Source organism: Paenirhodobacter sp. (genome assembly GCF_041916475.1).
Taxonomy (GTDB): domain Bacteria; phylum Pseudomonadota; class Alphaproteobacteria; order Rhodobacterales; family Rhodobacteraceae; genus Rhodobacter.
In genome coordinates this window covers 42,665-65,938 of sequence record NZ_JAYRZN010000018.1, presented here as the reverse complement: position 1 = coordinate 65,938, position 23,274 = coordinate 42,665, and the positions used below count along the sequence as shown (strand labels likewise).

The following is a 23,274-nucleotide window of genomic DNA, read 5'->3' as shown; positions in this document are numbered from 1 at the left end:
AGCAGCCAGGCCACCGTGCGATAGCCGAAGGACGGCTCCGCCTCGATCATCGCTTTGATCGGCTCGGCAAAGCGCGGATCGACCTTCGGTGCCGCCTTGACCGGCGTGTAGCAGACCGTTCGCCGCGACACGCCGAACCAGGCGCAGAGCCTGGCGATAGACACCGTGACGCCATCGGCCAGAAGGCCCTGCTGGATGCTCTGGATCATTTGTCGTCCGCCGCATCCAGCAGGGCCTGCGCGTTTTTTCCTGCGCGGATTTCCAACATGGTCTCGCCGCAGGCTTCCTGGAGCTCCGTGAGCTGCCTCTCGTATTGCGCGCGAATGTCGAGCGGGTTCGCGCGCAGGGAGTTTTCCATGCCCGCTTCGCGTCCTCGACCCAGCCCTCGATCTCGGAAGGCGTCAGGTCGAACGAACGGCTGAATTCGGCCACTGTCGTCCTGCCCTGAATGAGCTCGATCACCAGCGCCGTCTTACGCTTTGCTGTCCAACGTTTGATGCTGTCGTCCATCGTCATACTCAGTGCCACCTTCTCCATTGCAGCATGAGCAGCAAGCCACGGGCGCGATACATGAGCTCCGAAGAGAGCCGTCGATTAGGCCCCGAATGCCTTGGGGGAGCTAGCCCAAGGCTCAGCGAATGCAGTATCGAGGCTGCTAAGCGCTACAGCACCCTTAGCCGGTTCTTTCGGAACCGGCTAAGGGTGGGGGCGCGGCCTCCAGCGAAGATTGCGGAGCTTCGCGCGCGTCACGTCAGCCATTTCCACGCCCCCAAAAAGCGGAGATAGGCCTCGCAACCCACCGCAGTGGCGGGTCGGGGATCCGCGCGGCCCTGAACGAACGATGACGCCTGCAGAGCCGCCAGGGAGTCGGTCAGCGTCGATTGGCCTCGATAGCTTCCCAGATCAGAGCGGCGACATTGGTACCATCGAAGCGCTCAAGCTCCTGAATGCCGGTCGGCGAGGTCACGTTGATCTCCGTCAACCAGCGGCCAATCACGTCGATGCCAACAAAGATCTGCCCCTTTTCCCGCAGCACCGGCCCGATCGCGGCGCAGATCTCCCGCTCGCGTTCGGTGAGGGCGGTTTTTTCGGGGCGTCCGCCCACATGCATGTTCGACCGCGTCTCGCCCGCTGCGGGCACGCGATTGATCGCCCCCACGGGCTCGCCATCCACAAGGATGATGCGCTTGTCGCCCTTGACCACGTCGGGCACGAACTTCTGCACGATCAGCGGCTCCCGATTGATCCCGGTGAACAACTCATGCAGTGACGCGAGATTGCGATCGTTCGGATCCAGCCGGAACACACCCGCGCCGCCATTGCCGTACAGCGGCTTGAGGATGACATCGCCATGCTCCGCCTTGAACGCCCGGATCGTGGCAAGGTCCCGCGCAATCAGGGTGGGCGGCGTCAGATCCGGGAAGTTCAGAACCAGGAGTTTTTCTGGCGAATTGCGCACCCAGAAGGGGTCGTTCACGACCAGCGTCCGCGGATGGATTCTCTCCAGCAGATGCGTCGTCGTGATGTAGCCCATGTCGAATGGCGGATCCTGACGCAGCCATACAACGTCGACATCCGCAAGGTCGATTTCGCGTTCCTCGCCCAGCGTATAATGGTCGCCCTTCACGCGCCTTACGGTAAGCGGCCAACCCTTCGCAAGGATCCTACCCTCACGATAGATGAGCAGATCGGGGGTATAGTAGAACAGCTCGTGCCCCCGGCTCTGCGCTTCCAGCGCCAGCCGGAAGGTGCTGTCCGCGTCGATGTTGATCGCTCCGATCGGATCCATCTGGATCGCAACTTTCAAGGCCATTCATGCCCCCTTTCGTTGCGCCATTGATGCCGTGACACTACCGGCGATGCAATCGCCTCAGAAGAAGCAGTAGGCGTTTTGCAAGATCTGGATCTGCCCCTGACCATCGACCAGGGCCACGTCGAACCGCATGTTCAGGTTCGCAGCTTCGGGAACAGACGTCAGAAATTCCTCGGCAGAAATCCAGATCCGTCGCATCTGACGTTCGGAAACCCGCGCTGCCGCTTCTGCACAGCTGCGCGATTTCTTCACTTCGATAAAGATCAGCGTGTCTCCGTCCCGCGCGATGAGGTCGATTTCGCCTCCATACTGGCCGCGCCAGCGGTGCGCGGCTATACCGGACCCCTCGCGTTGATACAACGCCGCGACCTGCCCCTCGGCAGACAGCCCCGCATGAAACGACATCGCTCCGCTCATTCGTCTTTCTCCATCGCCAACGCGGCCTGATAGACATCGCGCCGCGGCAGGCCCAGTGCCTCGGCGACCTCGGCCGCTGCATCTTTCACACTCATCCGCCCCAGCCGGTCACGGAGCGCACGATCCATGTCTTCCGGCCCGAAGGCGCTGCCATGACGCCGATCGACCAGCACGACGATTTCGCCCTTCACGCTCAGATCCGCGAATTCGGATGCGAGCTCATCCAGCGAAGCCCGGCGCACCTCCTCGAACCGTTTCGTCAGTTCCCGGCACACTGCCGCCTGCCGCTCTCCTCCGAATTCTTGGGCGAGATCCCTTAACATTTCACCTACCCGCTTCGGAGATTCGTAGAAAACTACCGTCGCCGGGATACCGGCAAGCTCCCGCAACCACCTGCGCCTGGCACTGGAAGTATTCGGCGGAAATCCCGCGAACAGAAACCGGTCCGTCGGCAGGCCCGATACCGTCAGCGCAGCGAGAACCGCAGAGGGGCCGGGAGCCGCCAGGACCTTGTATCCCGCCTCGATCGCCGCGCGGCCGAGCTGGTAGCCCGGATCCGCAACCAGGGGGGTGCCCGCTTCGGATGCATAGGCCACCGCCAGACCTTCCTCGAGCGCGCGCAAAACGCGCGGGCGCGCCGCGCTGCCGTTATGATCGTGGTAGGAAATCAGCGGCCGGCCGTTCAGTGGCACGCCGTGAATCTCCATCAGGTGGCGCAGGGTTCGCGTATCTTCCGCCGCAAGGACATCGGCATCGCGCAGGATATCCAGCCCGCGCAGGGTGATATCTCGTGCCGCCCCGATCGGCGTGGCGACAAAATGCAGCCCGGGCTCGAGCTTTCGTGCCCCGCTGCGCTTGGTCTCCGGCAGGCTCTCGCCGGTTTCGGCGCGCTTCTCCATCTGCACCCTTCCCGAGTTGGCTGAAAAGTTTACTTCTTTCGGCGAAACGCATACTGTCCGCCCTGTCTTCGCCCCCGACCTGTCCCGGAGGATGTTCCATGTTCGCGAAAATGCGCCGCCCCCGCAACCCGGTGACGATGCTCGTCGCCGCTCTTTCGATGCTCTGGCTCGCCGCCTGCGAGCCGGGAACGCGCGGCGGCAGCGGCCCCAAGGTCGACGCCGGAACGGCGGTGCCGGTGGCGCTGCTGCTGCCCTCCGGCTCGGGCAATACCGGAGACGAGACGCTGGCGCAGTCGCTCCGTCAGGCCGCCGAGATGGCCGTCGCGGATCTGCAGGGCGTCAAGATCGACCTGCGCGTCTACAATACCGGCGGTGGCACCAGCGCTGCGGCCGCGGCCTCGCAGGCCGTCGATGAAGGCGCGAAGATCATTCTCGGACCGGTCTATGCCGAAGCCGCCAATGCGGCAGGCGTCGCCGTTGCCAACCGCGGCGTCAGCGTCCTGTCCTTCTCGAACAATACCGACATCGCGGGCGGAAACGTCTTCGTGCTCGGCTCGACCTTCCCGAACACTGCGAATCGGCTCGCGAGCTATGCTGCAAGCCAGGGCAAGAGCCGGATCATGATCGTCAGCGAGGAGACGACCGCAGGCGGCATCGGCGCCCGGGCGATCGAGACCGCGGTCTCGCGGGCGGGGGCCAGCGTGGCCGGCCGCGCCACCTATCCGTTCTCGCAAGACGGCGTGCGGGCCGCAGGCCCGCAGATTGCCGAACAGGCCCGCGCAGGCAATGCCGATGCGCTGTTCCTCACCGCCGACAGCGCGGGCGCGCTGCCGATGCTCGCGCAGGTGCTGGCCGAGAACGGCATGAGCCCCGACCAGACCAAATACATCGGCCTCACCCGCTGGGACGTGCCGCCCGCGACGCTGTCGCTGCCCGGGCTGCAGGGCGGCTGGTTCGCGATGCCGGATCCGGGCACCGCTTCGCGGTTCCGCTCCCGCTATCAGGCGGCCTATGGCAGCATGCCGCACCCGATCGCGGGCCTCGCCTATGACGGGATCGCGGCCATCGGCGCACTGGTGAAATCCGGCCGCCCCGATGCGCTGAGCCGCGCCGCGCTGACCCAGCCCTCGGGCTTCGTCGGCGTCAACGGCATCTTCCGGCTGCTGCCCGATGGCACCAACGAGCGCGCGCTCGCCGTTGCCGAGATCCGCAACGGCCAGGCGATGGTGATCGACCCGGCGCCGAAAGCCTTCGGCAGCGCGGGGTTCTGAGGCGAGGCCAGCTTCCAGATGGGACAGGACCAGGAATTGACCCGAAAACCGACCACCACCCCGGCCAGCGCCGGGGTGCCGTTGCTTCTGACCCCGGAGCGCGTGATCCCTGCGCTGGAGGCGCATCTGCCTGCAGCCGGCGACGAGCGCACGCTGCGCGCCGCGGTGGTCGAATTCCTCAATACCGCCCGCACCGAAGCCCGGCCCTGGATCGCCGCCGACCTGACCGGCCATCCGCGCAACGGCCGCGACACCATCGCGCATTACTCGGACATGACCGACAGCCTGATCCGCGCGGTGTTCCATGTGGCGACGACCCGGCTGCACCCGCTGCCCAACCCTACCGGCGGCGAGCAGCTCGCCATCCTCGCGGTCGGCGGCTATGGCCGCACCGAAATGGCGCCCTTCTCCGATGTCGACCTGCTGTTCCTCACCCCCTGGAAAATAACCCCCTGGGCGGAGAGCGTCATCGAATCGATGCTCTACATGCTGTGGGATCTGAAGCTGAAGGTGGGGCATGCCTCGCGCACGGTGGAGGATTGCCTGCGCCTCGCGCGCGAGGACATCACCATCCGCACCGCCATGCTGGAGCAGCGCTTCATTGCCGGCACGGCCACGCTCGCCGACCGGCTGGAAGAAACGCTGCGCAAGAACCTGTTCCGCGCGACCGGGCCGGAGTTCATCGAGGCGAAGCTCGCCGAGCGGGCCGAGCGGCACAAGCGCCAGGGCGGCCAGCGCTACGTCCTCGAGCCCAATGTGAAAGAGGGCAAGGGCGGGCTGCGCGACCTGCAGACGCTCTACTGGATCGCGAAATACATCCACGGCGTGCACAAGGCGGCGGAGCTGGTGCCGCTTGGCGTGTTCACCCCCGAGGAATACCGCAATTTCCGCGCCGCGGAGGATTACCTCTGGGCCGTGCGCTGCCACATGCATCTGATCGCGGGGCGGGCGGCCGATCAGCTGACCTTCGACATGCAGGTCGATGTGGCCGCGCGCATGGGCTATGCCGATACTGCCGGGCGCCGCGCCGTCGAAGTGTTCATGCAGGACTATTTCCGCCATGCCACCGTGGTGGGCGAGGTCACGCGGATCTTCCTCACTGCGCTGGAGGCGCAGCATGTGAAGCGCGCGCCGCGGCTGGTGCGGCTGCTGCGGCGGCGCAAGCCGCTGAAGGCGCCATTCATCGAGGACAACGGCCGGATCACCTTCACCGATACTCGCGCCTTCCTCGCCGATCCGCTGAATTTCCTGCGCATCTTCGAGGAGGCGCTGCGCACCGGGCTGCTGCTGCACCCGAATGCGATGCGGGTGATCGCGGCGAACCTCGACACGATCAACGACGAGATGCGCGCGGACCGGGAGGCGGCGCGCATCTTCCTCGACCTGCTGCTGCGCCACGGCAACCCCGAACGCCCGCTGCGCCGGATGAACGAGCTCGGCGTGCTGTCGGCCTATATCCCGGAATTCGAGCCGATCGTGGCGATGATGCAGTTCAACATGTATCACAGCTACACGGTCGACGAACACACGATCCAGGTGATCTCCACCCTCGCCCAGATCGAGCGCGGCGAGCTGGTCGAGGAGCTGCCGCTCACCTCCTCGCTGCTGGAGGAGGGGCTGAACCGGCGGGTGCTCTATGTGGCGATGCTGCTCCATGACATCGGCAAGGGCCGCCCGGAGGACCATTCGATCCTCGGCGCCCAGATCGCGCGCAAGGTGGCGCCGCGGCTGGGGCTGAACCCGGAGGAATGCGAGACGGTGGAATGGCTGATCCGCCACCACCTGCTGATGTCGGATATGGCGCAGAAGCGCGACCTGAGCGACCCGCGTACGATCCGCGAATTCGCCAAGATCATGAAGACGCGCAAGCGGCTCGACCTGCTCACCGTGCTGACCGTCTGCGATATCCGCGGGGTCGGGCCGAATGTGTGGAACAACTGGAAGGCCTCGCTGCTGCGCCGGCTGCACAACGAGACCGCGCGGGTGCTGGAGCATGGCCTTGAGGACCTGAACCGCGAACAGCGCGCCGATCAGGCCAAGAAGGCGCTGCGCGAGGCGCTGGTGGGCTGGGATCCGAAGGAGCTGCGCGCCGAGACCGCGCGCCATTATCCGCCCTACTGGCAGGGCCTGACCACCGAGACGCAGATCATCTTCGCCGAGCTGCTGCGCGGGATCGGCGACGACGAGATCCGCATCGACCTGCATCCGGACCCGGACCACGACGCCACCCGCGCGGCCTTCGCGCTGTGCGATCATCCCGGCATTTTCTCGCGGCTGGCGGGGGCGCTGGCGCTGGTGGGCGCGAATGTGGTGGATGCGCGGACCTATACCTCGAAGGACGGCTATGCCACCGCGGTCTTCTGGGTGCAGGACGCGGAGGGGCACCCCTACGAATCCTCGCGCCTGCCGCGGCTGCGCGCGATGATCGACCGCACGCTGAAGGGCGAAGTGGTGGCGCGCGATGCGCTGAAGGACCGCGACAAGGTCAAGAAGCGCGAAAGCCAGTTCCGTTTCCCGACCCATATCACCTTCGACAACGACGGATCAGAGCTTTACACCATCATCGAGGTCGATACCCGCGACCGGCCCGGCCTGCTTTATGACCTGACCCGGGCGCTGGCCTCCTCGCATGCCTATATCGCCTCGGCGGTGATCGCGACCTATGGCGCGCAGGTGGTCGACAGCTTCTATGTGAAGGACATGTTCGGGCTGAAGCTCGGCAAATCCAAGCAGGAAGCACTGGAGAAGAAGCTGCGCGAGGCGATCGCGCGCGGGGCGGAACGGGCACTGCAGGCATGAAGCCGATCAGACTTGTGCGGGGCTTCCTCACGGTAGGGGCCTGGACCTTCGGCTCGCGGCTGCTCGGCTTCGTGCGCGACATGATGATGGCGGCCTATCTGGGCTCCGGCCCGGTGGCGGAGGCCTTTCTGGTGGCGTTCTCGCTGCCCAACATGTTCCGCCGCTTCTTCGCCGAGGGCGCGTTCAACATGGCCTTCGTGCCGATGTTCTCGAAGCGGGTGGAGGCGGGCGAGGATCCGAGGCGCTTCGCGCAGGATGCGTTTTCGGGCCTGACCTGGGTGCTGATGCTGTTCACGCTCATCGGCACGCTGGCGATGCCCTGGCTGGTCTGGGCGATGGCCTCGGGCTTCGCGGGCGACGAACGCTTCACCCTCGCGGTGCTCTATGGCCGGATCGGGTTCAGCTATATCCTGTTCATCTCACTGGTGGCGCTGCTGTCGGGCGTGCTCAATACCTTCGGGCGGTTCACCGAGGCCTCGCTGGTGCCGGTGCTGATGAACCTGGTGTTCATCGTGGCGATGTGGCTCGCCGATCTTTTCGGCTGGGACATGGGCCTCACCCTGGCCTGGACGGTGCCGGTCACCGGCGTGGCGCAATTCGCCTTCACCTGGGTTTCCGCGCGCAAGGTGGGGTTTTCGCTCCTCCCCGGCCGGCCACGGATGACGCCCGAGCTGCGGCGCCTGCTGGTGATCGCGGGGCCTGCGGTGCTGGCGGGCGGGATCGTGCAGGTGAACCTGATCGTCGGGCGGCAGGTCGCCTCCTTCACCGAAGGCGCGGTGGCCTGGCTCAGCTATGCCGACCGGCTCTATCAGCTGCCTTTGGGCGTGGTGGGCATCGCCATCGGCACCGTGCTGCTGCCGGTGCTGTCGCGCCACCTGCGCGCGGGCGATCACGCGGCCTCACGGGACAGTTTTTCGCGCGGGGCGGAATTCGCCCTGTTCCTCACCGTGCCTGCAGCGGTGGCGCTGGTGGTGATCGCGACGCCGCTGATCTCGGTGCTCTATGACCGCGGCGCCTGGCGCACGGAGGATACCGTGGCCACGGCGGGGGCGCTGGCGGCCTATGGGCTCGGCCTGCCCGCCTTCGTTCTGCAAAAGGTGCTGCAGCCGCTGTTCTATGCGCGCGAAGATACCCGGCGGCCGTTCTATTATGCGCTGGCCTCGATGGTCACCAATGCGGGCTTCGCGGTGGGGATGATGCCGGTGATGGGCTTCCTCGCGGCGGCGCTGGCCACCACCGTATCGGGCTGGGTGATGGTGGCGCAGCTGTGGTGGGGGGCGCGGCACATGGGCGATGCGGCGCGGCCTGATGCGCGGTTCTGGGCGCGGCTGTGGCGGATCCTGCTCGCCTCGGCGGCGATGGGCATTGCGCTGTGGTATGGCGCCGAATGGCTCGCGCCGATGCTGGCGGAGCGCGGCAAACGCTGGGCGGCCCTCGGGATCCTGTGCGGCGGCGGTATCGCGGTCTATTTCGTCCTTGGTGCGCTTATCGGCGCCTACCGCCCCGCGGATCTGCGCAGCATGCTGCGCCGCAAGCGCGGCTAGAGCGCCTTTGCGGGCTTCGGCGCCGCGCGCAAGGCACGCAGCCGCTCCGCCACGGCGCGGCTCAGCTCTTCCACCGTGAGCCGCCCGTCGCCATCCTGATCGAGATCCAGATAGGCGCGCAGGTCCGCCGCATCGGTCTCGTCGAATTTCTCCAGCCCGACCCGCGCGGCATGGGCGGAAATCTCGGCGGACGAGGCGGCGCCATCCCCATCCGCATCCGCCTGATCGAAAGCCGTGCGCATCTGCGCGAGCCCCGCCGCATCGAGAGCGCCTGCGTCGCCATAGCCGAGGATCAGCCGTGTCCCCTCCGCCACCGCCGCTTCGGCCCGCTGCGCGATCAGCTTCTGCAGGCGGGCATTCGGATCCGGTGGCGCTGCGGTGGCAGCCGCAGCGCAGACGAAAGGCAGCAAGAGGAGGACACGGCATCTCATGCCGCGATCAGAGCGTAACCTGGTTAACGAACCCCTAACGGCTCAGCGCCGCCGGATCTGCCGCAGCATCCGCCGCCAGCCGCCCGGCGCCACCAGGAAGCTCGCGAGGAACCCGGCCGCAAAGCCGCTGAAATCCGCGATCCAGTCCGCGCTACCGCCGAACAGCACCCCGAACAGCAGCCGCACCGCCATCAGGAAGCCGATGAACATGAAGGCGCGCGAGCGGTTCGCATTGGCCTGGCCGAGCTTCATCCACAACAGCCAGGTAAAGGCCCCGATCAGCCCATAGGCGCCCGGGTAGCCGCCATAGAGCGCGCCCTGCGTGACCGGCACCGCAGTATAGACGAGCGCGCCCGCGATGGTGGCCGCGAAGAACACCGCTGCCACCGCCCAGCCGCGGAAGATCTCGCCCACCATCTTGCCGAGCGCCAGCACGAACACCAGCACCATCACCGCATGCATCAGCGAGCCGTGCACGAAGGGATAGGTGACGATCCGCGCCACCTGCTTCCAGGGCCAGAGGCCATGCGCCGCCATCTGCCGCAAGATGCCCGGGTCGAAGGCGAAGCGCTGCAGCGCATCCAGCCGCCAGCCCATGGCGTAATCGCCCAGAAGGCCGCTCTGGCCGAGGCCGAACAGGATCTCGCCCGCGATGATCGGCCCGCACAGCAGCCAGACCACCGGCGGCAGCGGATTGATCACGGGATGTTCGTCGAAAGCCGGGCGCATGGGACCTCCCTGTCAGGCGGGGTCCGGTTGACGCCCCGCGCGCTTTAGCGATAAGCCCTCCCACAGCCGATTTCCAGCCCGGCTGAGGAGCCGTACCATGACCGACCAAGCCAACGCCAAGTTCACGCCGCGCGTGTTTTCCGGGATCCAGCCTTCGGGGAACCTCACGCTCGGGAACTATCTGGGCGCGCTGAAGCGCTTCGCCCAGAAGCAGGACGAGGGGATCGAGACGATCTATTGCCTCGTCGACCTGCATGCGATCACGGTCTGGCAGGAGCCCGAAGCGCTGAAGCGCCAGACCCGCGAGGCGGCGGCAGCCTTCATCGTCTCGGGGGTGGATCCGGCGAAATCCATCCTCTTCAACCAGAGCCAGGTCTCTGCCCATGCGGAAATGGCCTGGCTGCTGAACTGCGTCGCCCGGATCGGCTGGATGTACCGGATGACCCAGTTCAAGGACAAGACGCAGGGCAAGAATGCCGAGAATTCCTCGCTCGGCCTGCTGGCCTATCCCTCGCTGATGGCGGCCGACATCCTGACCTACCACGCCACGATGGTGCCGGTGGGCGAGGACCAGAAGCAGCACCTCGAGCTCACCCGCGACATTGCGGCGAAGTTCAACCACGATTACGGCACCGAATTCTTCCCGATCCCGACGCCGCTGATCGAGGGCGCCGCGACCCGGGTGATGAGCCTGAAGGACGGCACGAAGAAGATGTCTAAATCGGATCCGTCGGACGCGAGCCGGATCAACCTGACCGACAGCGCCGACACGATCGCGAAGAAGTTCCGCAAGGCGGTGACCGACCCCGAGCCCCTGCCCGAAAGCGTCGATGGGCTGGAGGCGCGCGCCGAGGCGCGCAACCTCGTCAATATCTATGCCGCGCTCGCCGACAGCACCCCGGCCGATGTCATCGCCGAATTCGGCGGCAAGGGCTTTGGCGTCTTCAAGCCCGCGCTGGCCGATCTGGCCGTGTCGAAGCTCGAACCGATCTCGCGCGAAATGGCCCGGCTGATGGCCGACCCTGCCGAGATCGACCGCATCCTCGGGGAAGGCGCAGCCCGCGCCCGCGCGATCGCGCAACCTATCCTCGAACAGGCCCTCGACCTGATGGGCATGGTGCGCAGCCGCTGAGGCCGCCGGGGCAGGCGCAGCCTGCCCGCGCCGGGAGGGGGCTCGATGCCCCCGACCGGCGCCCCTCCCCCCTCAGGCCGCCCGCGCCTCGGCCCGCGGATAAAGCCGCGCCATCGTCACCGCCCGGGCCAGGTTCAGCGCCATCAGCGCCGCCCAGAGCCCATGGTTGCCGAAGGCCGGCACCAGCACCGCCGCCGCCCCGGCATAGACCCCCACCGAAACCACCATCGCATTGCGCATCTCGCGCGTCAGTGTGGCGCCGATGAAGATCCCGTCGAACATCCAGCTCGCCACCCCGATGAGCGGCGCCGCCACCAGCCAGGGCAGGTAGGCGCGCGCGGCCGCCCGCACCTCGGGTGCCGCCGCCATCGCATCGATGATCCAGGGCCCCGCCGCGCCGAAGGCCAGCGCCAGCAGCAGCGCGCCCCCCGCCGCCCATTGCCCCGTCACCCGGGCCGCCAGGCGCACCTGCCGCGGCGCGCGCAGCCCCACCGCCTGGCCGACCAGCGTCTCCGCCGCGAAGGCAAAGCCATCGAGCGCATAGGCCGTGACCTCCAGAAACTGCAGCAGCACCTGATTGGCCGCCAGCACCACGTCGCCCTGCCCCGCGCCGAGGAACATGAAGCCGGTGAAACAGCCCTGCAGCAGCACCGAGCGGATCATGATATCGCCATTGACCCGCGCCATCGCGCCAAGCCGCGCCCGGTCCAGCACCGCCCCCCAGGCCGGCCGCAGCGCGCCCCGCGCATACCACAGCGCCAGCGCAAGTCCGCTCCATTCCGCGATCAGCGTCGCCGCCGCCACACCGCGCACGCCCCAGCCGAGCCCCGGCACGAAGGCCAGATCCAGCACCACATTCAGCCCGTTCATGCACAGCTGCAGCACCAGCACCGCCCGCGTCCGCTCCAGCGCGATGAGCCAGCCGGTGAGCGCATAGAGCCCGATCGTCGCCGGCGCGCCCCAGATCCGGATCCCGAGATAGTGCCGCGCCAGCAGCTCCACCTCGGCGCTTGCGGGGGCCATGCGGAACGCCGCCCACACCAGCGGCCCTTGCAGCGCCATGAGGCCCAGCCCGGCCACGCCCGCGATCAGGAGCGCCCGGATCAGCGTGGCCGAGACCTCCTGCGCATCGCCCCGCCCCTGCGCCTGCGCCACGAGGCCGGTCGTGCCCATGCGCAGGAAGCCGAACACCCAGTAGAGCCCAGCCAGCACCACCGCTCCGATGCCCACCGCCCCGATCGGCGCCGCCTGCCCGATCTGGCCCACCACGGCAGTATCGACCGCGCCGAGCAGCGGCACGGTGGCATTCGACAGCACGATCGGCGCCGCGATCCGCAGCACCCGCCGATGCGTGATCATCAGCGCTCGGGCATCAGGAAATGGCCGGTGGCCTGCGCGAACAGCCGGGTGCGGTTGTCCTGCCAGCCCTCCACATGCACCGAGGCATAGCGCCGCCCGGAGCGGTTCACCCGCGCCCGCGCATAGGCATCGCGCGGCAGGCCGGAGCGCAGGTAATCAACGGTGAAATCGATGGTTTTCGGCATGCGCAGCTGCCCTGCCCCTGCTTCGGGGTCGATCCGGCCACCCTCGATATCCTCCCACCAGGTGGCCCAGGCCAGCTCCACGATGGCCGTCACCTCCAGAAACGCGGCCGTCGCGCCGCCGTGCAGCGCCGGCAGGAACGGATTGCCGATCAGCTTTTCATCGAAGGGCATGGTCGCGGTCAACTCGTCGCCGCGCCGGTCGAACTGGATCCCCAGGAACCCGATATAGGGCACCCCGGACACCAGCGCACGCAGCGCCGCATCGCGCCGCTGCTTCACCACCTGCACGGGTTCGGGCTTCGGGCGGCTCATGCTTCGGCCTCCCGGCGGTCCACGGTGAAGGCGCCGGTGGCGGTGGCCACGGGCAGGCCCGCCTCCTCGTCATGCGCGGTGGCGCGCAGAAAGGCCACGGTGCGGGTCAGGTGATAGACCTCGGCGCGCGCGGTGATGCGCTGCCGGGGCGTGGCCGCGCGCATGTAATCGATCCGCAGGTCGATGGTGGCGGTCACGGCGGCGGCTTCGGGGTGGCTCATCACCGCCGCGCCGCAGCAGGTGTCCATCAGCGCCGACACCGCGCCGCCATGGATCACCCCGGTGCGCGGATCGCCCACCAGCTTCGCGTCCCAGGGCATGGAGATCACCGCCCGCCCCGCGCCCAGCTCCTCCAGATGCATGTTCAGCGCGCGGCTGTGCGGAATCGCCGCGATGAACTGCTGCGCGCGGGCCTTCAGCGCGGCCCCGTCCTCGGCTTCGGTCATGCGCGCTCCTCCGTCATCGCCCGTCCTTGCCGGACTATCCCCCCGCCCGCGCCCTGACGCAAGCCGCCCTGCGCCCTTGACGCCGCGACATCAATGGCGTTTGAAAAGGTCCGGCCCTGCCGCGCCGGCGGGCTGCGGCGCCCGATCCTGCCGCGCGAGGAGACCTGCGATGTCCGAGCTTCTGAGCTTCAAGGAAATGTGCACCCGCTTCGAGGTGACCCCGCGGACGCTGCGCTACTACGAATACATCGAGCTGCTGGCGCCGCAAAAGCAGGGCCGCGCCCGGTTCTATGGCCCGCGCGAAGTGGCGCGGATGACGCTGATCCTGCGCGGGCGCCGCTTCGGCTTCAGCCTGGAAGAGCTGCGCCAATGGCTGGAAATCTACGACAAGAGGGGCACGGAGGAGCAATACCGTGTCTGGGTCGAGCTTGCAGACCGGCAATTGGTGACGCTGCAGAAACAGCAAGATGAGCTCGCCACCACCATCGCGGACCTGCGCCAGCTGCGCGACGATGTCGCCCGGGTGCTTCAGCGGCGCTGACCTGTTCCTTCGATTTCGCTTTACGCGCGCGTCGGTTTTCCTGACATTACGTCAGGGGGAGGACTGACGCCACGTCATGGTGACGTGCGCGTCAACTTCGCTGCTATCTTGGCAGCGGAGGGAATCTTCCCGTCGAAGCGGACAAGGGAGGATGTCCATGGATGACGAGGTCATGACCATCAGGGAGATGTGCGACGCCTATCAGGTGACGCCGAGGACGCTGCGGTTCTACGAGGCGAAGGAGCTTCTGTTCCCGATCCGCGAGGGGCAGAAGCGGCTGTTCACGCGCCGCGACAGGGCCCGGCTGAAGCTGATCCTGCGCGGCAAGCGGTTCGGGTTCAGCCTGGAGGATATCCGGCAATTGCTGGGCCTTTATGACATGGGCGACGCGCAGCGCACGCAGATGTCGGAAACGCTGCGCATCGCACGCCAGCGGCTGGGCGAAATGACCCGTCAGCGGGATGAGCTGACCCAGGCCATTGCGGAGCTGGGCGAGCAGATCGAATGGGGCGAGCGTGAGCTGGCCGGGGAAGAACCGGAGGGCCGCGCCGCCGCGATGTGAAGGCATATCGGGAGGAGAGAATGCCGAACTACACCGCCAATACGCGCGACATGCAATTCGTGCTGCACGAGGTGCTGAAGGTCTCGGAGACGGGCATACCGGGCTATGAGGAGATGGACCGGGATTTCACCGAGGCCGTTCTGGACACGGCGGCCAAGGTGGCCTCCGAGGTGCTGGCGCCGCTGAACCGGGTGGGCGACGCCGAGGGCTGCGTGCTGGAAAACGGCGTCGTGCGCACGCCCGAGGGCTTCAAGGCGGCCTTTGCCGCGATGAAGGACGGCGGCTGGACGGCGCTCGACTGCGACCCGGACTATGGCGGCCAGGGCATGCCCTATCTGCTGAACTGTGCCGTGGGCGAGATGTTCGTCTCGGCCAATATGGCGTTCAACATGTATCAGGGCCTGACGCATGGCGCCTATTCGGCGATCCATGCGCATGGCACCGAGGCGCAGAAGCGGACCTATCTGCCGAAGATGGTCAGCTGCGACTGGACCGGCACGATGAACCTGACCGAGCCGCATTGCGGCACCGATCTGGGCCTGTTGCGCACCAAGGCCGAGCCGCAGGCCGATGGCAGCTACCGCATCACCGGGCAGAAGATCTTCATTTCTGCGGGCGAGCACGACCTGGCGGAGAACATCATCCATCTGGTGCTGGCGAAGGCGCCGGGCGGGGGCGAGGGCACGAAGGGGATCTCGCTCTTCATCGTGCCGAAGTTTCTGGTGGCGGAGGATGGCAGCCCGGGCGCGCGCAATGCGGTCTCGGTGGGCAAGATCGAGGAGAAGATGGGCATTCACGGCAATGCCACCTGCGTGCTGAACTATGACGGCGCGACCGGCTTCCTGCTCGGCGAGCTGCACAAGGGCATGCGGGCGATGTTCACGATGATGAACGAAGCCCGCCTCGGCGTCGGCCTGCAGGGCTATGCCGTGGCCGAGGCCGCCTATCAGAACGCGGTGGCCTATGCGAAGGACCGGCTGCAGGGCCGCGCGGTGACGGGGGCGGAGAACCCCGCCGGGCCCGCCGATCCGCTGATCGTGCACCCCGATATCCGCCGCAGCCTGATGGAGCAGAAATCCTTCCTCGAGGGGGCGCGGGCCTTCACCTTCTGGGGCGCGCATCTGATCGACCGGGCGCACCGGGCAGGCGACGCGGCGGCGGAGGGGCTGATTTCGCTCCTCACCCCGGTGCTGAAGGGCTTCCTGACCGACAAGGGCTTCGACACCGCGGTGCTGGCGCAGCAGGTCTATGGCGGGCATGGCTACATCGAGGAATGGGGCATGTCGCAATTCGCGCGCGATGCGCGGATCACCATGATCTACGAGGGCGCCAATGGCGTGCAGGCGTTGGATCTGGTCGGGCGCAAGCTGGCGCAGGACGGCGGCAAGCATGTGATGGCATTCTTCGAGATGGTGAAGGCCGAGTGCAAGGCGCATGACGACCCGCGCATGGCCCTTTTCACCGAGGCGCTGAAGGCCGCCTCCAAGCAGCTGCAGGCGGCGGGGATGTTCTTCATGCAAAACGGCATGAAGACGCCGAATGCCGCGCTGGCCGGGTCTTATGACTTCATGCATCTGATGGGGCATGTCTGCCTCGGGCTGATGTGGACCCGGATGGCGGCGGCGGCGCATGCGGCGCTGGATGCAGGCGCGGCGGATCCGACCTTCTACGAGACCAAGATCGCTACCGGGCGCTACTACATGGCGCGGCAGCTGCCGGCCTGCGCGATGCATCTGGCGCGGATCGAGTCGGGCGCGGAGCCGGTGATGGCGCTGGCGGCCGAGCAGTTCTGAGCGCGAACGGGGGCAATGCCTGCCCCCGATCCGCGGCCGGAGCCTGCAGGCCCCTCCGCGGTAGCGCCAGCGGCGGATCGGCTCTAGGCTGCTTCGAAAGGAGGCCACGATGACCGATCCTGCAACCGAGGCGCCCGAGGACTGGTGCACCCTGCCCGCCTTCAGCGGCGGCTGCCAGTGCGGCGCGCTGCGCTATCATGTGGCGGCGGGGCCGGCCTTCGCCTCCATCTGCCATTGCCGGATGTGCCAGCGCGCGACCGGCGGGCCCTTCGCCGCACTGCTGAAGGTGGCGGCGGCGCGGCTCCGCTGGGAGGGGGAGCCCGGGGTTTTCGCCTCCTCGAGCCTTGCGGAGCGCGGCTTCTGCCCGGCCTGCGGCACGCCGCTGTTCTACCGGCAGAAGGGATCGGACTGGATCGAGCTGACTTCCGGGTCTCTGCCCCCCGGCGTGGCCTTCACGCCCGTGCGGCAATGGGGGCTGGAGGGGCGGCAGCCCTGGCTCGCGGGGCTCGCCATACCGGGCGCGCCCACCACGGAACGTGACGTCATCTCGCATCAGGCGCCCGAGTGACGTCGCGCCACCTGCGGCCCGAACACCTTACGCGAACGTAAAGCTGCGCTATCCTGCTGAAGGGGAGAGACCATGACAGCCAAACTTTATTGCTTCGGCGAATCCGGAAATGCCTACAAGGCGGCGCTGACCATGGCGCTGACCGGCTATGACTGGACGCCGGTCTATGTGGATTTCTTCAACGGCGAGACCCGGACCCCGGCCTACCGCGCCATCAACGAGATGGGCGAGGCGCCGGTCTTCGTGGAGGGGGATCTGACGCTCACGCAATCGGGAGTGATCCAGCTGCATGTGGCCGAGCGCACCGGCCAGCTGATCACAGACCGCAACGAGGTGCTGCGCTGGCTGTTCTGGGACAACCACAAGGGCTCCTCGCAGTTCGGCACGCTGCGCTTCCTGATGAACTTCCTGCCCGCCGACAAGCGCCCGCAGGCGGCGATCCAGTGGCTGGAGGGGCGGGTCCAGGCCGCGCTCAAGACGCTGGAGGCGCATCTGGCGTCGCGCGACTGGATGGCGGGCGATGCGCCCTCGCTCGCCGATACCGCCTGCTGCGGCTACCTGTATTACCCTGAGCCCTTCGGGTTCGAGCGCGCGGCCTACCCCGCCATTTCCCGCTGGCTGGACCGGATCGCGGCCCTGCCCGGCTGGAAGCACCCCTACGATTTGATGCCCGGCAACCCTTCGGACCGGGCCTGAGACGACATGAGGAGGAGACATGTCTGAAGCCTTCATCTACGACGCCTGCCGCACCCCGCGCGGCAAGGGCCGGGCGGACGGCGCGCTGCACGAGGTGAGCGCGGTCGCGCTCTCGGCGCGGCTGCTGAACGCGGTGCGGGAGCGCAATGGCCTCGAGGGCCATGCGCTCGAGGATGTGATCTGGGGCAATGCCACGCAGGTCGGCGAACAGGGCGGCTGCCTTGCACGCTCGGCGGTGCTGCTGTCGGACCTGGACGAGCGCATCCCCGGCCTTTCCATCAACCGCTTCTGCGCCTCCGGCATGGAAGCGGTGAACCTGGCCGCGAACCAGGTCCGCGGCGGCGCGGGCCATGGCTATATCGCGGGCGGGGTGGAGATGATGAGCCGCGTCGCCATGGGCTCGGACGGCGCCGCCATCGCGGTGGACCCGAGCCTGGCGATGAAGACATGCTTCGTGCCGCAGGGGATTTCGGCCGATATCATCGCCACCGAATACGGCTTCAGCCGCGCCGAGGCCGATGCGCTGGCCGCCGAAAGCCAGCGCCGCGCGGCCCAGGCCTGGGCCGAGGGCCGCTTCGCGCGCGCGATCGTGCCGGTGCGGGATCAGAACGGCCTGACCATCCTCGCGCGCGACGAATACATGCGCCCCGAGACGACGGAGGAATCGCTCGGCGCGCTCAAGCCCGCCTTCAAGGACATGGGCGAGGTGATGCCCGGCTTCGACAAGGTGGCGATGCTGAAATACCCCCACCTGAGCCACATCGAGCATATCCACCACGCCGGGAATTCCTCGGGGATCGTGGATGGCGCGGCGGCGGTGCTGGTGGGGGATGCCGCATTCGGCCGCGCCCACGGGCTGAAGCCCCGCGCCCGGATCCGGGCCACGGCGAAGATCGGCACCGACCCGACGATCATGCTCACCGGCCCGGTGCCGGTGACGGAGAAGATCCTGCGCGACAGCGGCATGGCCATCGGCGACATCGACCTCTTCGAGGTCAACGAGGCCTTCGCCGCGGTGGTGTTGCGCTTCATGCAGGCGTTCGGGGTCTCGCCCGATGTGGTCAATGTGAACGGCGGCGCCATCGCCATGGGCCATCCGCTGGGGGCCTCGGGCGCGATCATCATCGGCACCTTGCTCGACGAACTGGAACGGCGCGACCTCTCAACCGGGCTCGCCACGCTCTGCGTGGCCTCCGGCATGGGCGCGGCCACGATCATCGAGAGGGTATGATGCCGAAGCTCGATCCCGCGCAGGCCCCGGTCAAGACCGGCTCCGTCTACCCCGAGCCCTATGCCAGCCAGATGGCCGGGCGCAGCTCGATCCGGCTCGGGCAGATGGCCGGGCTCACCCAGTTCGGGGTGAATATCGTGACGCTGCAGCCCGGCGCGATGGCGTCGCTCCGGCACTGGCATTCGGGGGAGGATGAATTCGCGCTGGTGCTGGAGGGCGCGCTGGTGCTGGCCGAGGATACCGGCGAGACGCCGATGGGCCCGGGCGATTGCGCCGCCTGGAAGGCGGGCGTGCCGGTCGGGCACCGGTTCGAGAACCGCTCGGGGGCGGTCGCGCGGTTCCTCATCGTCGGCGGCAAGGACCCGGACGAGACCTGCACCTATACCGAAGTGGACATGAAGATCGTGATGCAGGCGGGCAGGCCCCGCTTCATCCATCACGACGGCAGCAATTGGGCCGCCCCGCGCGCGCTCAAGGCCGGGCCAACCGATGCCATGGAATCCAAGGGGGGAGAGAATGGCTGATTTCACCTATGCACAGGGCGACGACGGCGTCGCGCTCATCACCTGGGACGTGCCGGGCAAATCCATGAACGTGATGAGCCTGGAGGGCTTTGCCACGCTCGACGGGCTGATCGACCGGGCGCTGGCGGATCCTGCCGTGAAGGGCGTGGTGTTGACCAGCGGCAAGAAGGATTTCGCGGGCGGGATGGACCTGAACGTGATCGCGCAGATGCGCGAGGGCGGCGCGCAGGCGATTTTCGACGGGCTGATGGGCATGCACCGGGTGCTGCGCAAGATCGAGCGCGCGGGCATGGACCCGAAGACACTGAAGGGCGGCAAGCCGATTGCGACGGCCCTGCCCGGCACCGCGCTCGGCATCGGGCTGGAGCTGCCGCTGGCCACGCACCGGATTTTCGCCGCGCCGAACGAAAAGGCGAAGATCGGCCTGCCGGAGATCATGGTCGGGATCTTTCCGGGCGGTGGCGGCACCACCCGGCTGGTGCGCAAGATGGGCGCGATGATGGCGGCGCCGTTCCTTCTGGAGGGCAAGCTGAGCAGCCCGAAGGCCGCGAAGGCGGCTGGGCTGATCGACGAGGTGGCGGAGGATCCGGTCGCGGCGGCGCGGGCCTGGGTGCTGGCTGCGGGCGAGGCCGATATCGTGAAGCCCTGGGACGCGAAGGGCTACAAGATGCCGGGCGGCGCCCCCTACAGCGCGCAGGGCTTCATGACCTATGTCGGCGCTTCGGCGATGGTCTCGGGGCGCACGATGGGGGTCTATCCGGCGGCGAAGGCGCTCCTGAGTGCGGTCTATGAGGGCGCGCTGGTGCCGTTCGACCAAGCGCTGAAGATCGAGGCGCGCTGGTTCACCCATGTGCTGCTGAACCCTTCCTCCACGGCGATGATCCGTTCGCTGTTCATCAACAAGGAGGCGCTGGAAAAGGGCGCGAACCGGCCGCATGTGCCCGATCAGAGCGTGAAGAAGGTGGGCATCCTTGGCGCCGGGATGATGGGCGCGGGCATCGCCTATGTGGCGGCGAATGCGGGCATCGAGGTGGTGCTGATCGACGCAGCGCAGGAGGCCGCGGAGCGCGGCCGCGCCCATGCCGAAGGCTTGCTCGACAAGGGCGTGCAGCGGCGCAAGATCACCGAGGCGAAGAAGGCCGAGGTGCTGGCGCGGATCCATCCGAGCACGGATTACGATGCGCTGCGGGGCTGCGACCTCATCGTCGAGGCAGTGTTCGAGGACCCGAAGGTCAAGGCCGAGGTGACGCAGCGCGCCGAGGCGGTGATACCCACGGATGCGGTCTTTGCCACCAACACCTCCACCCTGCCGATCACCGTGCTGGCGAAGGCCTCGGTGCGCCCGGCGCAGTTCATCGGCATTCACTTCTTCAGCCCGGTGGACAAGATGATGCTGGTGGAGATCATCCGCGGCAAGCAGACGGGCGCAGTGGCGGTGGCGAAGGCGCTCGATTTCGTGCGCCAGATCCGCAAGACACCGATCGTCGTCAACGATGCACGCTTCTTCTACGCCAACCGCTGCATCATCCCCTATATCAACGAGGGGATCCGGATGGTGGCGGAGGGTGTGAGCCCGGTGCTGATCGAGAATGCCGCGAAGCTGGTGGGGATGCCGCTCGGGCCGCTGCAGCTGGTGGACGAGACCTCGATCGACCTCGGCGTGAAGATCGCCAAAGCCACCCGGGCCGCGATGGGCGATGCCTATCCGGACGGCGCGGTGGACGAGGTGATCTTCTGGCTGGCCGAGCAGGGGCGGATGGGGCGCAAGGCGAAGGCCGGGTTCTACAGCTATGACGCCGCGGGCAAGCGCGGCGAGATCTGGGAGGGGATCGCGGCGAAATACCCGCCGGGCGCGCAGCCCGAGCTGCACGAGATCCAGCACCGGCTGCTGATGGCGCAGGTGCTGGAGGCGGTCCGCGCCTTCGAGCAGGGCGTGCTGGGCGATATCCGCGAGGGCGATGTGGGGGCGATCCTGGGCTGGGGCTTCGCGCCCTGGTCGGGCGGGCCGTTCAGCTGGCTCGATATCCTCGGAGCCGCGCGGGCGGTGGAGATCTGCGAGGGGCTGGCGGCGCGCCACGGGGCCCGCTTCGCGCCGCCGCAGCTCCTGCGCGAGATCGCCGCTGCGGGCGACGGGTTCTATGCGCGCTTCGGCGGCGGCCAGCCCGCTGAGGCGGCCTGAAGCCCATGCAGAGTGGTTGCGATAACGCCCGTTTGAGCGCCGCGAAAGCGCGAAATGACGTAGCGTAACAGCACACAGGGGGCGGCCCCGCCCCCTTCCCTTTCCCTCGGTCGGCGCCAATTATCGGCCCGTCGCCATGCGCGACATGCATACCATGAGGCCAGAGGGGGGAGCGACATGGGTTGGCTTGCGGATGAAACGGGGCTCGATAAATGCGCGGCGAACTTCGTGCCGCTCACGCCCCTGTCGCACCTGAACCGCGCGCTGGAAGTGTTCCCGGAGCGCACGGCGCTGGTCTATGGCTCCATCCGGCGCAGCTATGTGGAATTCCACGCCCGGGTGAGCCAGCTCGCCTCGGCACTGATCGCGCGGGGGATTGCGCCCGGCGATGTGGTGGCCTCGATCCTGCCCAATACCGCGCCGCAGGTGGAGGCCCATTTCGGCGTGCCGGCAGCAGGCGCGATCCTGAACGCGGTCAACACCCGGCTCGACGTGGATACGATCGCCTATATCTTCGAGCATTCCGGGGCGAAGATGGCGCTGGTCGATACCCAGTTCCTGAAGCTGGCCGAGGATGCGATCAAGAAGATGCACGGGCCCGCGCCGCAGATCATCGAAGTGGGCGATGCCGAGCATGGCCATCCGGCGGGTGGGCATTACCTGGAATATGAGGATCTGGTGGCCGAGGGCGACCCGATGTTCGACTGGATCATGCCCGAGGATGAATGGGAGAGCATCGCGCTCAACTATACGTCGGGGACGACGGGCAAGCCCAAGGGCGTGGTCTATCACCACCGCGGCGCCTATCTGGCGACGATGGGCAACCAGATTTCCTGGCGGATGCAGCTCTATCCGGTGCTGCTGACGATCGTGCCGCTGTTCCACTGCAACAGCTGGACCCACCCCTGGATGATCCCGATGCTGGGCGGCACCACCGTCTGCTGCCGCGACGTGACCGCGAAGGCGATCTATGATGCGATTGCGGATGAGGGCGTCACGCATTTCGGCGGCGCGCCGATCGTGCTCAATGCCATCGTCAACGCCAAGGAAGGCGAGCGGCGCGCGTTCGACCATGTGGTGGAGGTGTTCACCGCGGGCGCCCCGCCGCCCGCCGCGACGCTGGCCGCGATCGAGCCGCTCGGCTTCAACGTGACCCAGGTTTATGGCCTCACCGAAGTCTATGGCCCGGCGACGGAATGCACCTGGAAGCCCGCCTGGGAAGGGATCACCGGCGACGAGCGTGCCACGATCAAGGCGCGGACCGGGGTGTTGATGCCGATGATGGAGACGGTGACCGTCCATGACCACGGCCAGGAGGTCGCGCGCGATGCCGAGCATCTGGGCGAGATCGTGATGCGCGGCAATGCGGTGATGAAGGGCTATTTCAAGAACCCGGAAGCCACGCGCGAGGCCTTTGCGGGCGGCGTGTTCCATACCGGGGACATCGCCTTCATGCACCCCGATGGCTATATCAAGATCACCGACCGGGCGAAGGACATCATCATCTCGGGCGGCGAGAACGTGTCTTCGGTGGAGGTCGAGGGGGTGATTGCGGCGCATCCGGCGGTGTCGCTGTGCTCGGTGGTGGCGAAGCCGGACGAGAAATGGGGCGAGGTGCCCTGCGCCTTCGTCGAGCTGAAGCCGGGCGCGGAGGCGAGCGAGGACGAGATCATCAAGTTCTGCCGCGAGCGTCTGGCGGGCTTCAAGACGCCGAAGAAGGTGGTGTTCGCGGATTTGCCGAAGACCTCGACCGGGAAAATCCAGAAGTTCGAGCTGCGCGCGGTGGCGAAGCTTCTGTAGGGAGAAGCGCCGGAGCCGGGCATCGAGCCCGGCCCCACCGCGC

Annotated in this window: 22 protein-coding genes and 1 pseudogene; 13 read left to right on the top strand and 10 right to left on the bottom strand. The window is 67.4% G+C overall.

Annotated features, from left to right (window positions below; translation table 11 throughout):
* The 5 genes and pseudogenes from ACOMG5_RS09555 to rsmI form a co-directional block, all read right to left on the bottom strand.
* A pseudogene (locus ACOMG5_RS09555) lies at positions 1-209 on the bottom strand (IS3 family transposase); the annotation flags it as partial.
* Entirely contained in the window at positions 206-358 is a 153-nt protein-coding gene (locus ACOMG5_RS09550) for a hypothetical protein (RefSeq protein ID WP_420343569.1), read from the bottom strand. The gene ACOMG5_RS09550 and the pseudogene ACOMG5_RS09555, both read right to left, overlap by 4 nt.
* 513 nt (positions 359-871) lie before the next feature.
* Complete coding sequence (gshB, locus tag ACOMG5_RS09545; RefSeq protein WP_420343568.1) at positions 872-1,813, bottom strand: glutathione synthase; 942 nt, start codon at positions 1,811-1,813, stop codon at positions 872-874.
* A 57-nt stretch (positions 1,814-1,870) separates the two neighbouring features.
* Positions 1,871-2,230 (bottom strand): YraN family protein, encoded by a 360-nt coding sequence (locus ACOMG5_RS09540; protein ID WP_420343567.1) that lies wholly within the window; start codon positions 2,228-2,230, stop codon positions 1,871-1,873.
* Complete coding sequence (gene rsmI, locus ACOMG5_RS09535; protein ID WP_420343566.1) at positions 2,227-3,129, bottom strand: 16S rRNA (cytidine(1402)-2'-O)-methyltransferase; 903 nt, start codon at positions 3,127-3,129, stop codon at positions 2,227-2,229. The genes ACOMG5_RS09540 and rsmI overlap by 4 nt, the downstream gene beginning before the upstream one ends.
* A gap of 98 nt (positions 3,130-3,227) precedes the next feature.
* Here rsmI and ACOMG5_RS09530 point away from each other — a divergent pair, with 98 nt between their 5' ends.
* The 3 genes from ACOMG5_RS09530 to murJ are packed head-to-tail and all read left to right on the top strand — an operon-like array spanning position 3,228 to position 8,743.
* Positions 3,228-4,400, top strand: coding sequence for a penicillin-binding protein activator (locus tag ACOMG5_RS09530; RefSeq protein ID WP_420343565.1), 1,173 nt, complete (start codon positions 3,228-3,230; stop codon positions 4,398-4,400).
* Positions 4,401-4,418: 18 nt separating this feature from the next.
* Positions 4,419-7,199 (top strand): [protein-PII] uridylyltransferase, encoded by a 2,781-nt coding sequence (locus ACOMG5_RS09525; protein ID WP_420343564.1) that lies wholly within the window; start codon positions 4,419-4,421, stop codon positions 7,197-7,199.
* A complete protein-coding gene (gene murJ / locus ACOMG5_RS09520) occupies positions 7,196-8,743 on the top strand; it encodes a murein biosynthesis integral membrane protein MurJ (RefSeq protein ID WP_420343563.1) in 1,548 nt (515 codons plus the stop codon). Before ACOMG5_RS09525 ends, murJ begins: the two co-directional genes overlap by 4 nt.
* On the opposite strand, the gene ACOMG5_RS09515 is transcribed toward murJ, so the two are convergent.
* Complete coding sequence (locus ACOMG5_RS09515; protein WP_420343562.1) at positions 8,740-9,174, bottom strand: hypothetical protein; 435 nt, start codon at positions 9,172-9,174, stop codon at positions 8,740-8,742. The two genes, murJ and ACOMG5_RS09515, sit on opposite strands and share 4 nt — an antisense overlap.
* Positions 9,175-9,216: 42 nt before the next feature.
* On the bottom strand, positions 9,217-9,903 hold the full coding sequence (locus ACOMG5_RS09510; protein ID WP_420343561.1) for a rhomboid family intramembrane serine protease: 687 nt from the start codon (positions 9,901-9,903) through the stop codon (positions 9,217-9,219).
* A 97-nt stretch (positions 9,904-10,000) separates the two neighbouring features.
* Here ACOMG5_RS09510 and trpS point away from each other — a divergent pair, with 97 nt between their 5' ends.
* Entirely contained in the window at positions 10,001-11,035 is a 1,035-nt protein-coding gene (gene trpS / locus ACOMG5_RS09505; protein WP_420343560.1) for a tryptophan--tRNA ligase, read from the top strand.
* Between the two features lie 72 nt (positions 11,036-11,107).
* On the opposite strand, the gene ACOMG5_RS09500 is transcribed toward trpS, so the two are convergent.
* Genes ACOMG5_RS09500 through ACOMG5_RS09490 form a run of 3 tightly spaced genes read right to left on the bottom strand, consistent with a single transcriptional unit; the run spans position 11,108 to position 13,337 of the window.
* Entirely contained in the window at positions 11,108-12,394 is a 1,287-nt protein-coding gene (locus tag ACOMG5_RS09500) for an MATE family efflux transporter (RefSeq protein ID WP_420343559.1), read from the bottom strand.
* Complete coding sequence (locus tag ACOMG5_RS09495; protein ID WP_420343558.1) at positions 12,394-12,891, bottom strand: PaaI family thioesterase; 498 nt, start codon at positions 12,889-12,891, stop codon at positions 12,394-12,396. Before ACOMG5_RS09495 ends, ACOMG5_RS09500 begins: the two co-directional genes overlap by 1 nt.
* Positions 12,888-13,337: a PaaI family thioesterase gene (locus ACOMG5_RS09490; protein WP_420343557.1), complete on the bottom strand. Its 450-nt coding sequence runs from the start codon at positions 13,335-13,337 to the stop codon at positions 12,888-12,890. Before ACOMG5_RS09490 ends, ACOMG5_RS09495 begins: the two co-directional genes overlap by 4 nt.
* Before the next feature lie 169 nt (positions 13,338-13,506).
* Here ACOMG5_RS09490 and ACOMG5_RS09485 point away from each other — a divergent pair, with 169 nt between their 5' ends.
* The 9 genes from ACOMG5_RS09485 (at position 13,507) to ACOMG5_RS09445 (ending at position 23,231) form a co-directional block, all read left to right on the top strand.
* Positions 13,507-13,878: a MerR family transcriptional regulator gene (locus ACOMG5_RS09485; RefSeq protein ID WP_420343556.1), complete on the top strand. Its 372-nt coding sequence runs from the start codon at positions 13,507-13,509 to the stop codon at positions 13,876-13,878.
* 157 nt (positions 13,879-14,035) lie between these two features.
* The gene (locus ACOMG5_RS09480; protein WP_420343555.1) at positions 14,036-14,440 is read left to right on the top strand and encodes a MerR family transcriptional regulator; all 405 of its coding nucleotides are present in this window, start codon (positions 14,036-14,038) and stop codon (positions 14,438-14,440) included.
* 20 nt (positions 14,441-14,460) lie between these two features.
* Positions 14,461-16,233, top strand: a complete 1,773-nt coding sequence (locus ACOMG5_RS09475; RefSeq protein WP_420343554.1) for an acyl-CoA dehydrogenase C-terminal domain-containing protein — start codon at positions 14,461-14,463, stop codon at positions 16,231-16,233.
* A gap of 109 nt (positions 16,234-16,342) precedes the next feature.
* Complete coding sequence (locus ACOMG5_RS09470; protein WP_420343553.1) at positions 16,343-16,801, top strand: GFA family protein; 459 nt, start codon at positions 16,343-16,345, stop codon at positions 16,799-16,801.
* A 72-nt stretch (positions 16,802-16,873) separates the two neighbouring features.
* Positions 16,874-17,497, top strand: a complete 624-nt coding sequence (locus ACOMG5_RS09465; RefSeq protein ID WP_420343552.1) for a glutathione S-transferase family protein — start codon at positions 16,874-16,876, stop codon at positions 17,495-17,497.
* 19 nt (positions 17,498-17,516) lie between these two features.
* Positions 17,517-18,728 (top strand): acetyl-CoA C-acetyltransferase, encoded by a 1,212-nt coding sequence (locus tag ACOMG5_RS09460; RefSeq protein WP_420343551.1) that lies wholly within the window; start codon positions 17,517-17,519, stop codon positions 18,726-18,728.
* On the top strand, positions 18,728-19,252 hold the full coding sequence (locus ACOMG5_RS09455) for a cupin domain-containing protein (RefSeq protein ID WP_420343550.1): 525 nt from the start codon (positions 18,728-18,730) through the stop codon (positions 19,250-19,252). The genes ACOMG5_RS09460 and ACOMG5_RS09455 overlap by 1 nt, the downstream gene beginning before the upstream one ends.
* The gene (locus ACOMG5_RS09450) at positions 19,245-21,431 is read left to right on the top strand and encodes a 3-hydroxyacyl-CoA dehydrogenase NAD-binding domain-containing protein (protein ID WP_420343549.1); all 2,187 of its coding nucleotides are present in this window, start codon (positions 19,245-19,247) and stop codon (positions 21,429-21,431) included. The genes ACOMG5_RS09455 and ACOMG5_RS09450 overlap by 8 nt, the downstream gene beginning before the upstream one ends.
* 177 nt (positions 21,432-21,608) lie before the next feature.
* The gene (locus ACOMG5_RS09445) at positions 21,609-23,231 is read left to right on the top strand and encodes an AMP-binding protein (RefSeq protein WP_420343548.1); all 1,623 of its coding nucleotides are present in this window, start codon (positions 21,609-21,611) and stop codon (positions 23,229-23,231) included.
* Positions 23,232-23,274 lie beyond the last annotated feature (43 nt).

Coding starts and splice junctions, on each gene's coding strand:
- trpS (WP_420343560.1), top strand. CDS start 10,001: ATGACCGACCAAGCCAACGCCAAGTTCACGCCGCGCGTGTTTTCCGGG.
- ACOMG5_RS09510 (WP_420343561.1), bottom strand. CDS start 9,903: ATGCGCCCGGCTTTCGACGAACATCCCGTGATCAATCCGCTGCCGCCG.
- murJ (WP_420343563.1), top strand. CDS start 7,196: ATGAAGCCGATCAGACTTGTGCGGGGCTTCCTCACGGTAGGGGCCTGG.
- ACOMG5_RS09455 (WP_420343550.1), top strand. CDS start 18,728: ATGCCGAAGCTCGATCCCGCGCAGGCCCCGGTCAAGACCGGCTCCGTC.
- ACOMG5_RS09485 (WP_420343556.1), top strand. CDS start 13,507: ATGTCCGAGCTTCTGAGCTTCAAGGAAATGTGCACCCGCTTCGAGGTG.
- ACOMG5_RS09530 (WP_420343565.1), top strand. CDS start 3,228: ATGTTCGCGAAAATGCGCCGCCCCCGCAACCCGGTGACGATGCTCGTC.
- ACOMG5_RS09480 (WP_420343555.1), top strand. CDS start 14,036: ATGGATGACGAGGTCATGACCATCAGGGAGATGTGCGACGCCTATCAG.
- ACOMG5_RS09475 (WP_420343554.1), top strand. CDS start 14,461: ATGCCGAACTACACCGCCAATACGCGCGACATGCAATTCGTGCTGCAC.
- gshB (WP_420343568.1), bottom strand. CDS start 1,813: ATGGCCTTGAAAGTTGCGATCCAGATGGATCCGATCGGAGCGATCAAC.
- ACOMG5_RS09540 (WP_420343567.1), bottom strand. CDS start 2,230: ATGAGCGGAGCGATGTCGTTTCATGCGGGGCTGTCTGCCGAGGGGCAG.
- ACOMG5_RS09460 (WP_420343551.1), top strand. CDS start 17,517: ATGTCTGAAGCCTTCATCTACGACGCCTGCCGCACCCCGCGCGGCAAG.
- rsmI (WP_420343566.1), bottom strand. CDS start 3,129: ATGGAGAAGCGCGCCGAAACCGGCGAGAGCCTGCCGGAGACCAAGCGC.
- ACOMG5_RS09525 (WP_420343564.1), top strand. CDS start 4,419: ATGGGACAGGACCAGGAATTGACCCGAAAACCGACCACCACCCCGGCC.
- ACOMG5_RS09515 (WP_420343562.1), bottom strand. CDS start 9,174: ATGAGATGCCGTGTCCTCCTCTTGCTGCCTTTCGTCTGCGCTGCGGCT.
- ACOMG5_RS09470 (WP_420343553.1), top strand. CDS start 16,343: ATGACCGATCCTGCAACCGAGGCGCCCGAGGACTGGTGCACCCTGCCC.
- ACOMG5_RS09465 (WP_420343552.1), top strand. CDS start 16,874: ATGACAGCCAAACTTTATTGCTTCGGCGAATCCGGAAATGCCTACAAG.
- ACOMG5_RS09495 (WP_420343558.1), bottom strand. CDS start 12,891: ATGAGCCGCCCGAAGCCCGAACCCGTGCAGGTGGTGAAGCAGCGGCGC.
- ACOMG5_RS09550 (WP_420343569.1), bottom strand. CDS start 358: ATGGAAAACTCCCTGCGCGCGAACCCGCTCGACATTCGCGCGCAATAC.
- ACOMG5_RS09490 (WP_420343557.1), bottom strand. CDS start 13,337: ATGACCGAAGCCGAGGACGGGGCCGCGCTGAAGGCCCGCGCGCAGCAG.
- ACOMG5_RS09450 (WP_420343549.1), top strand. CDS start 19,245: ATGGCTGATTTCACCTATGCACAGGGCGACGACGGCGTCGCGCTCATC.
- ACOMG5_RS09445 (WP_420343548.1), top strand. CDS start 21,609: ATGGGTTGGCTTGCGGATGAAACGGGGCTCGATAAATGCGCGGCGAAC.
- ACOMG5_RS09500 (WP_420343559.1), bottom strand. CDS start 12,394: ATGATCACGCATCGGCGGGTGCTGCGGATCGCGGCGCCGATCGTGCTG.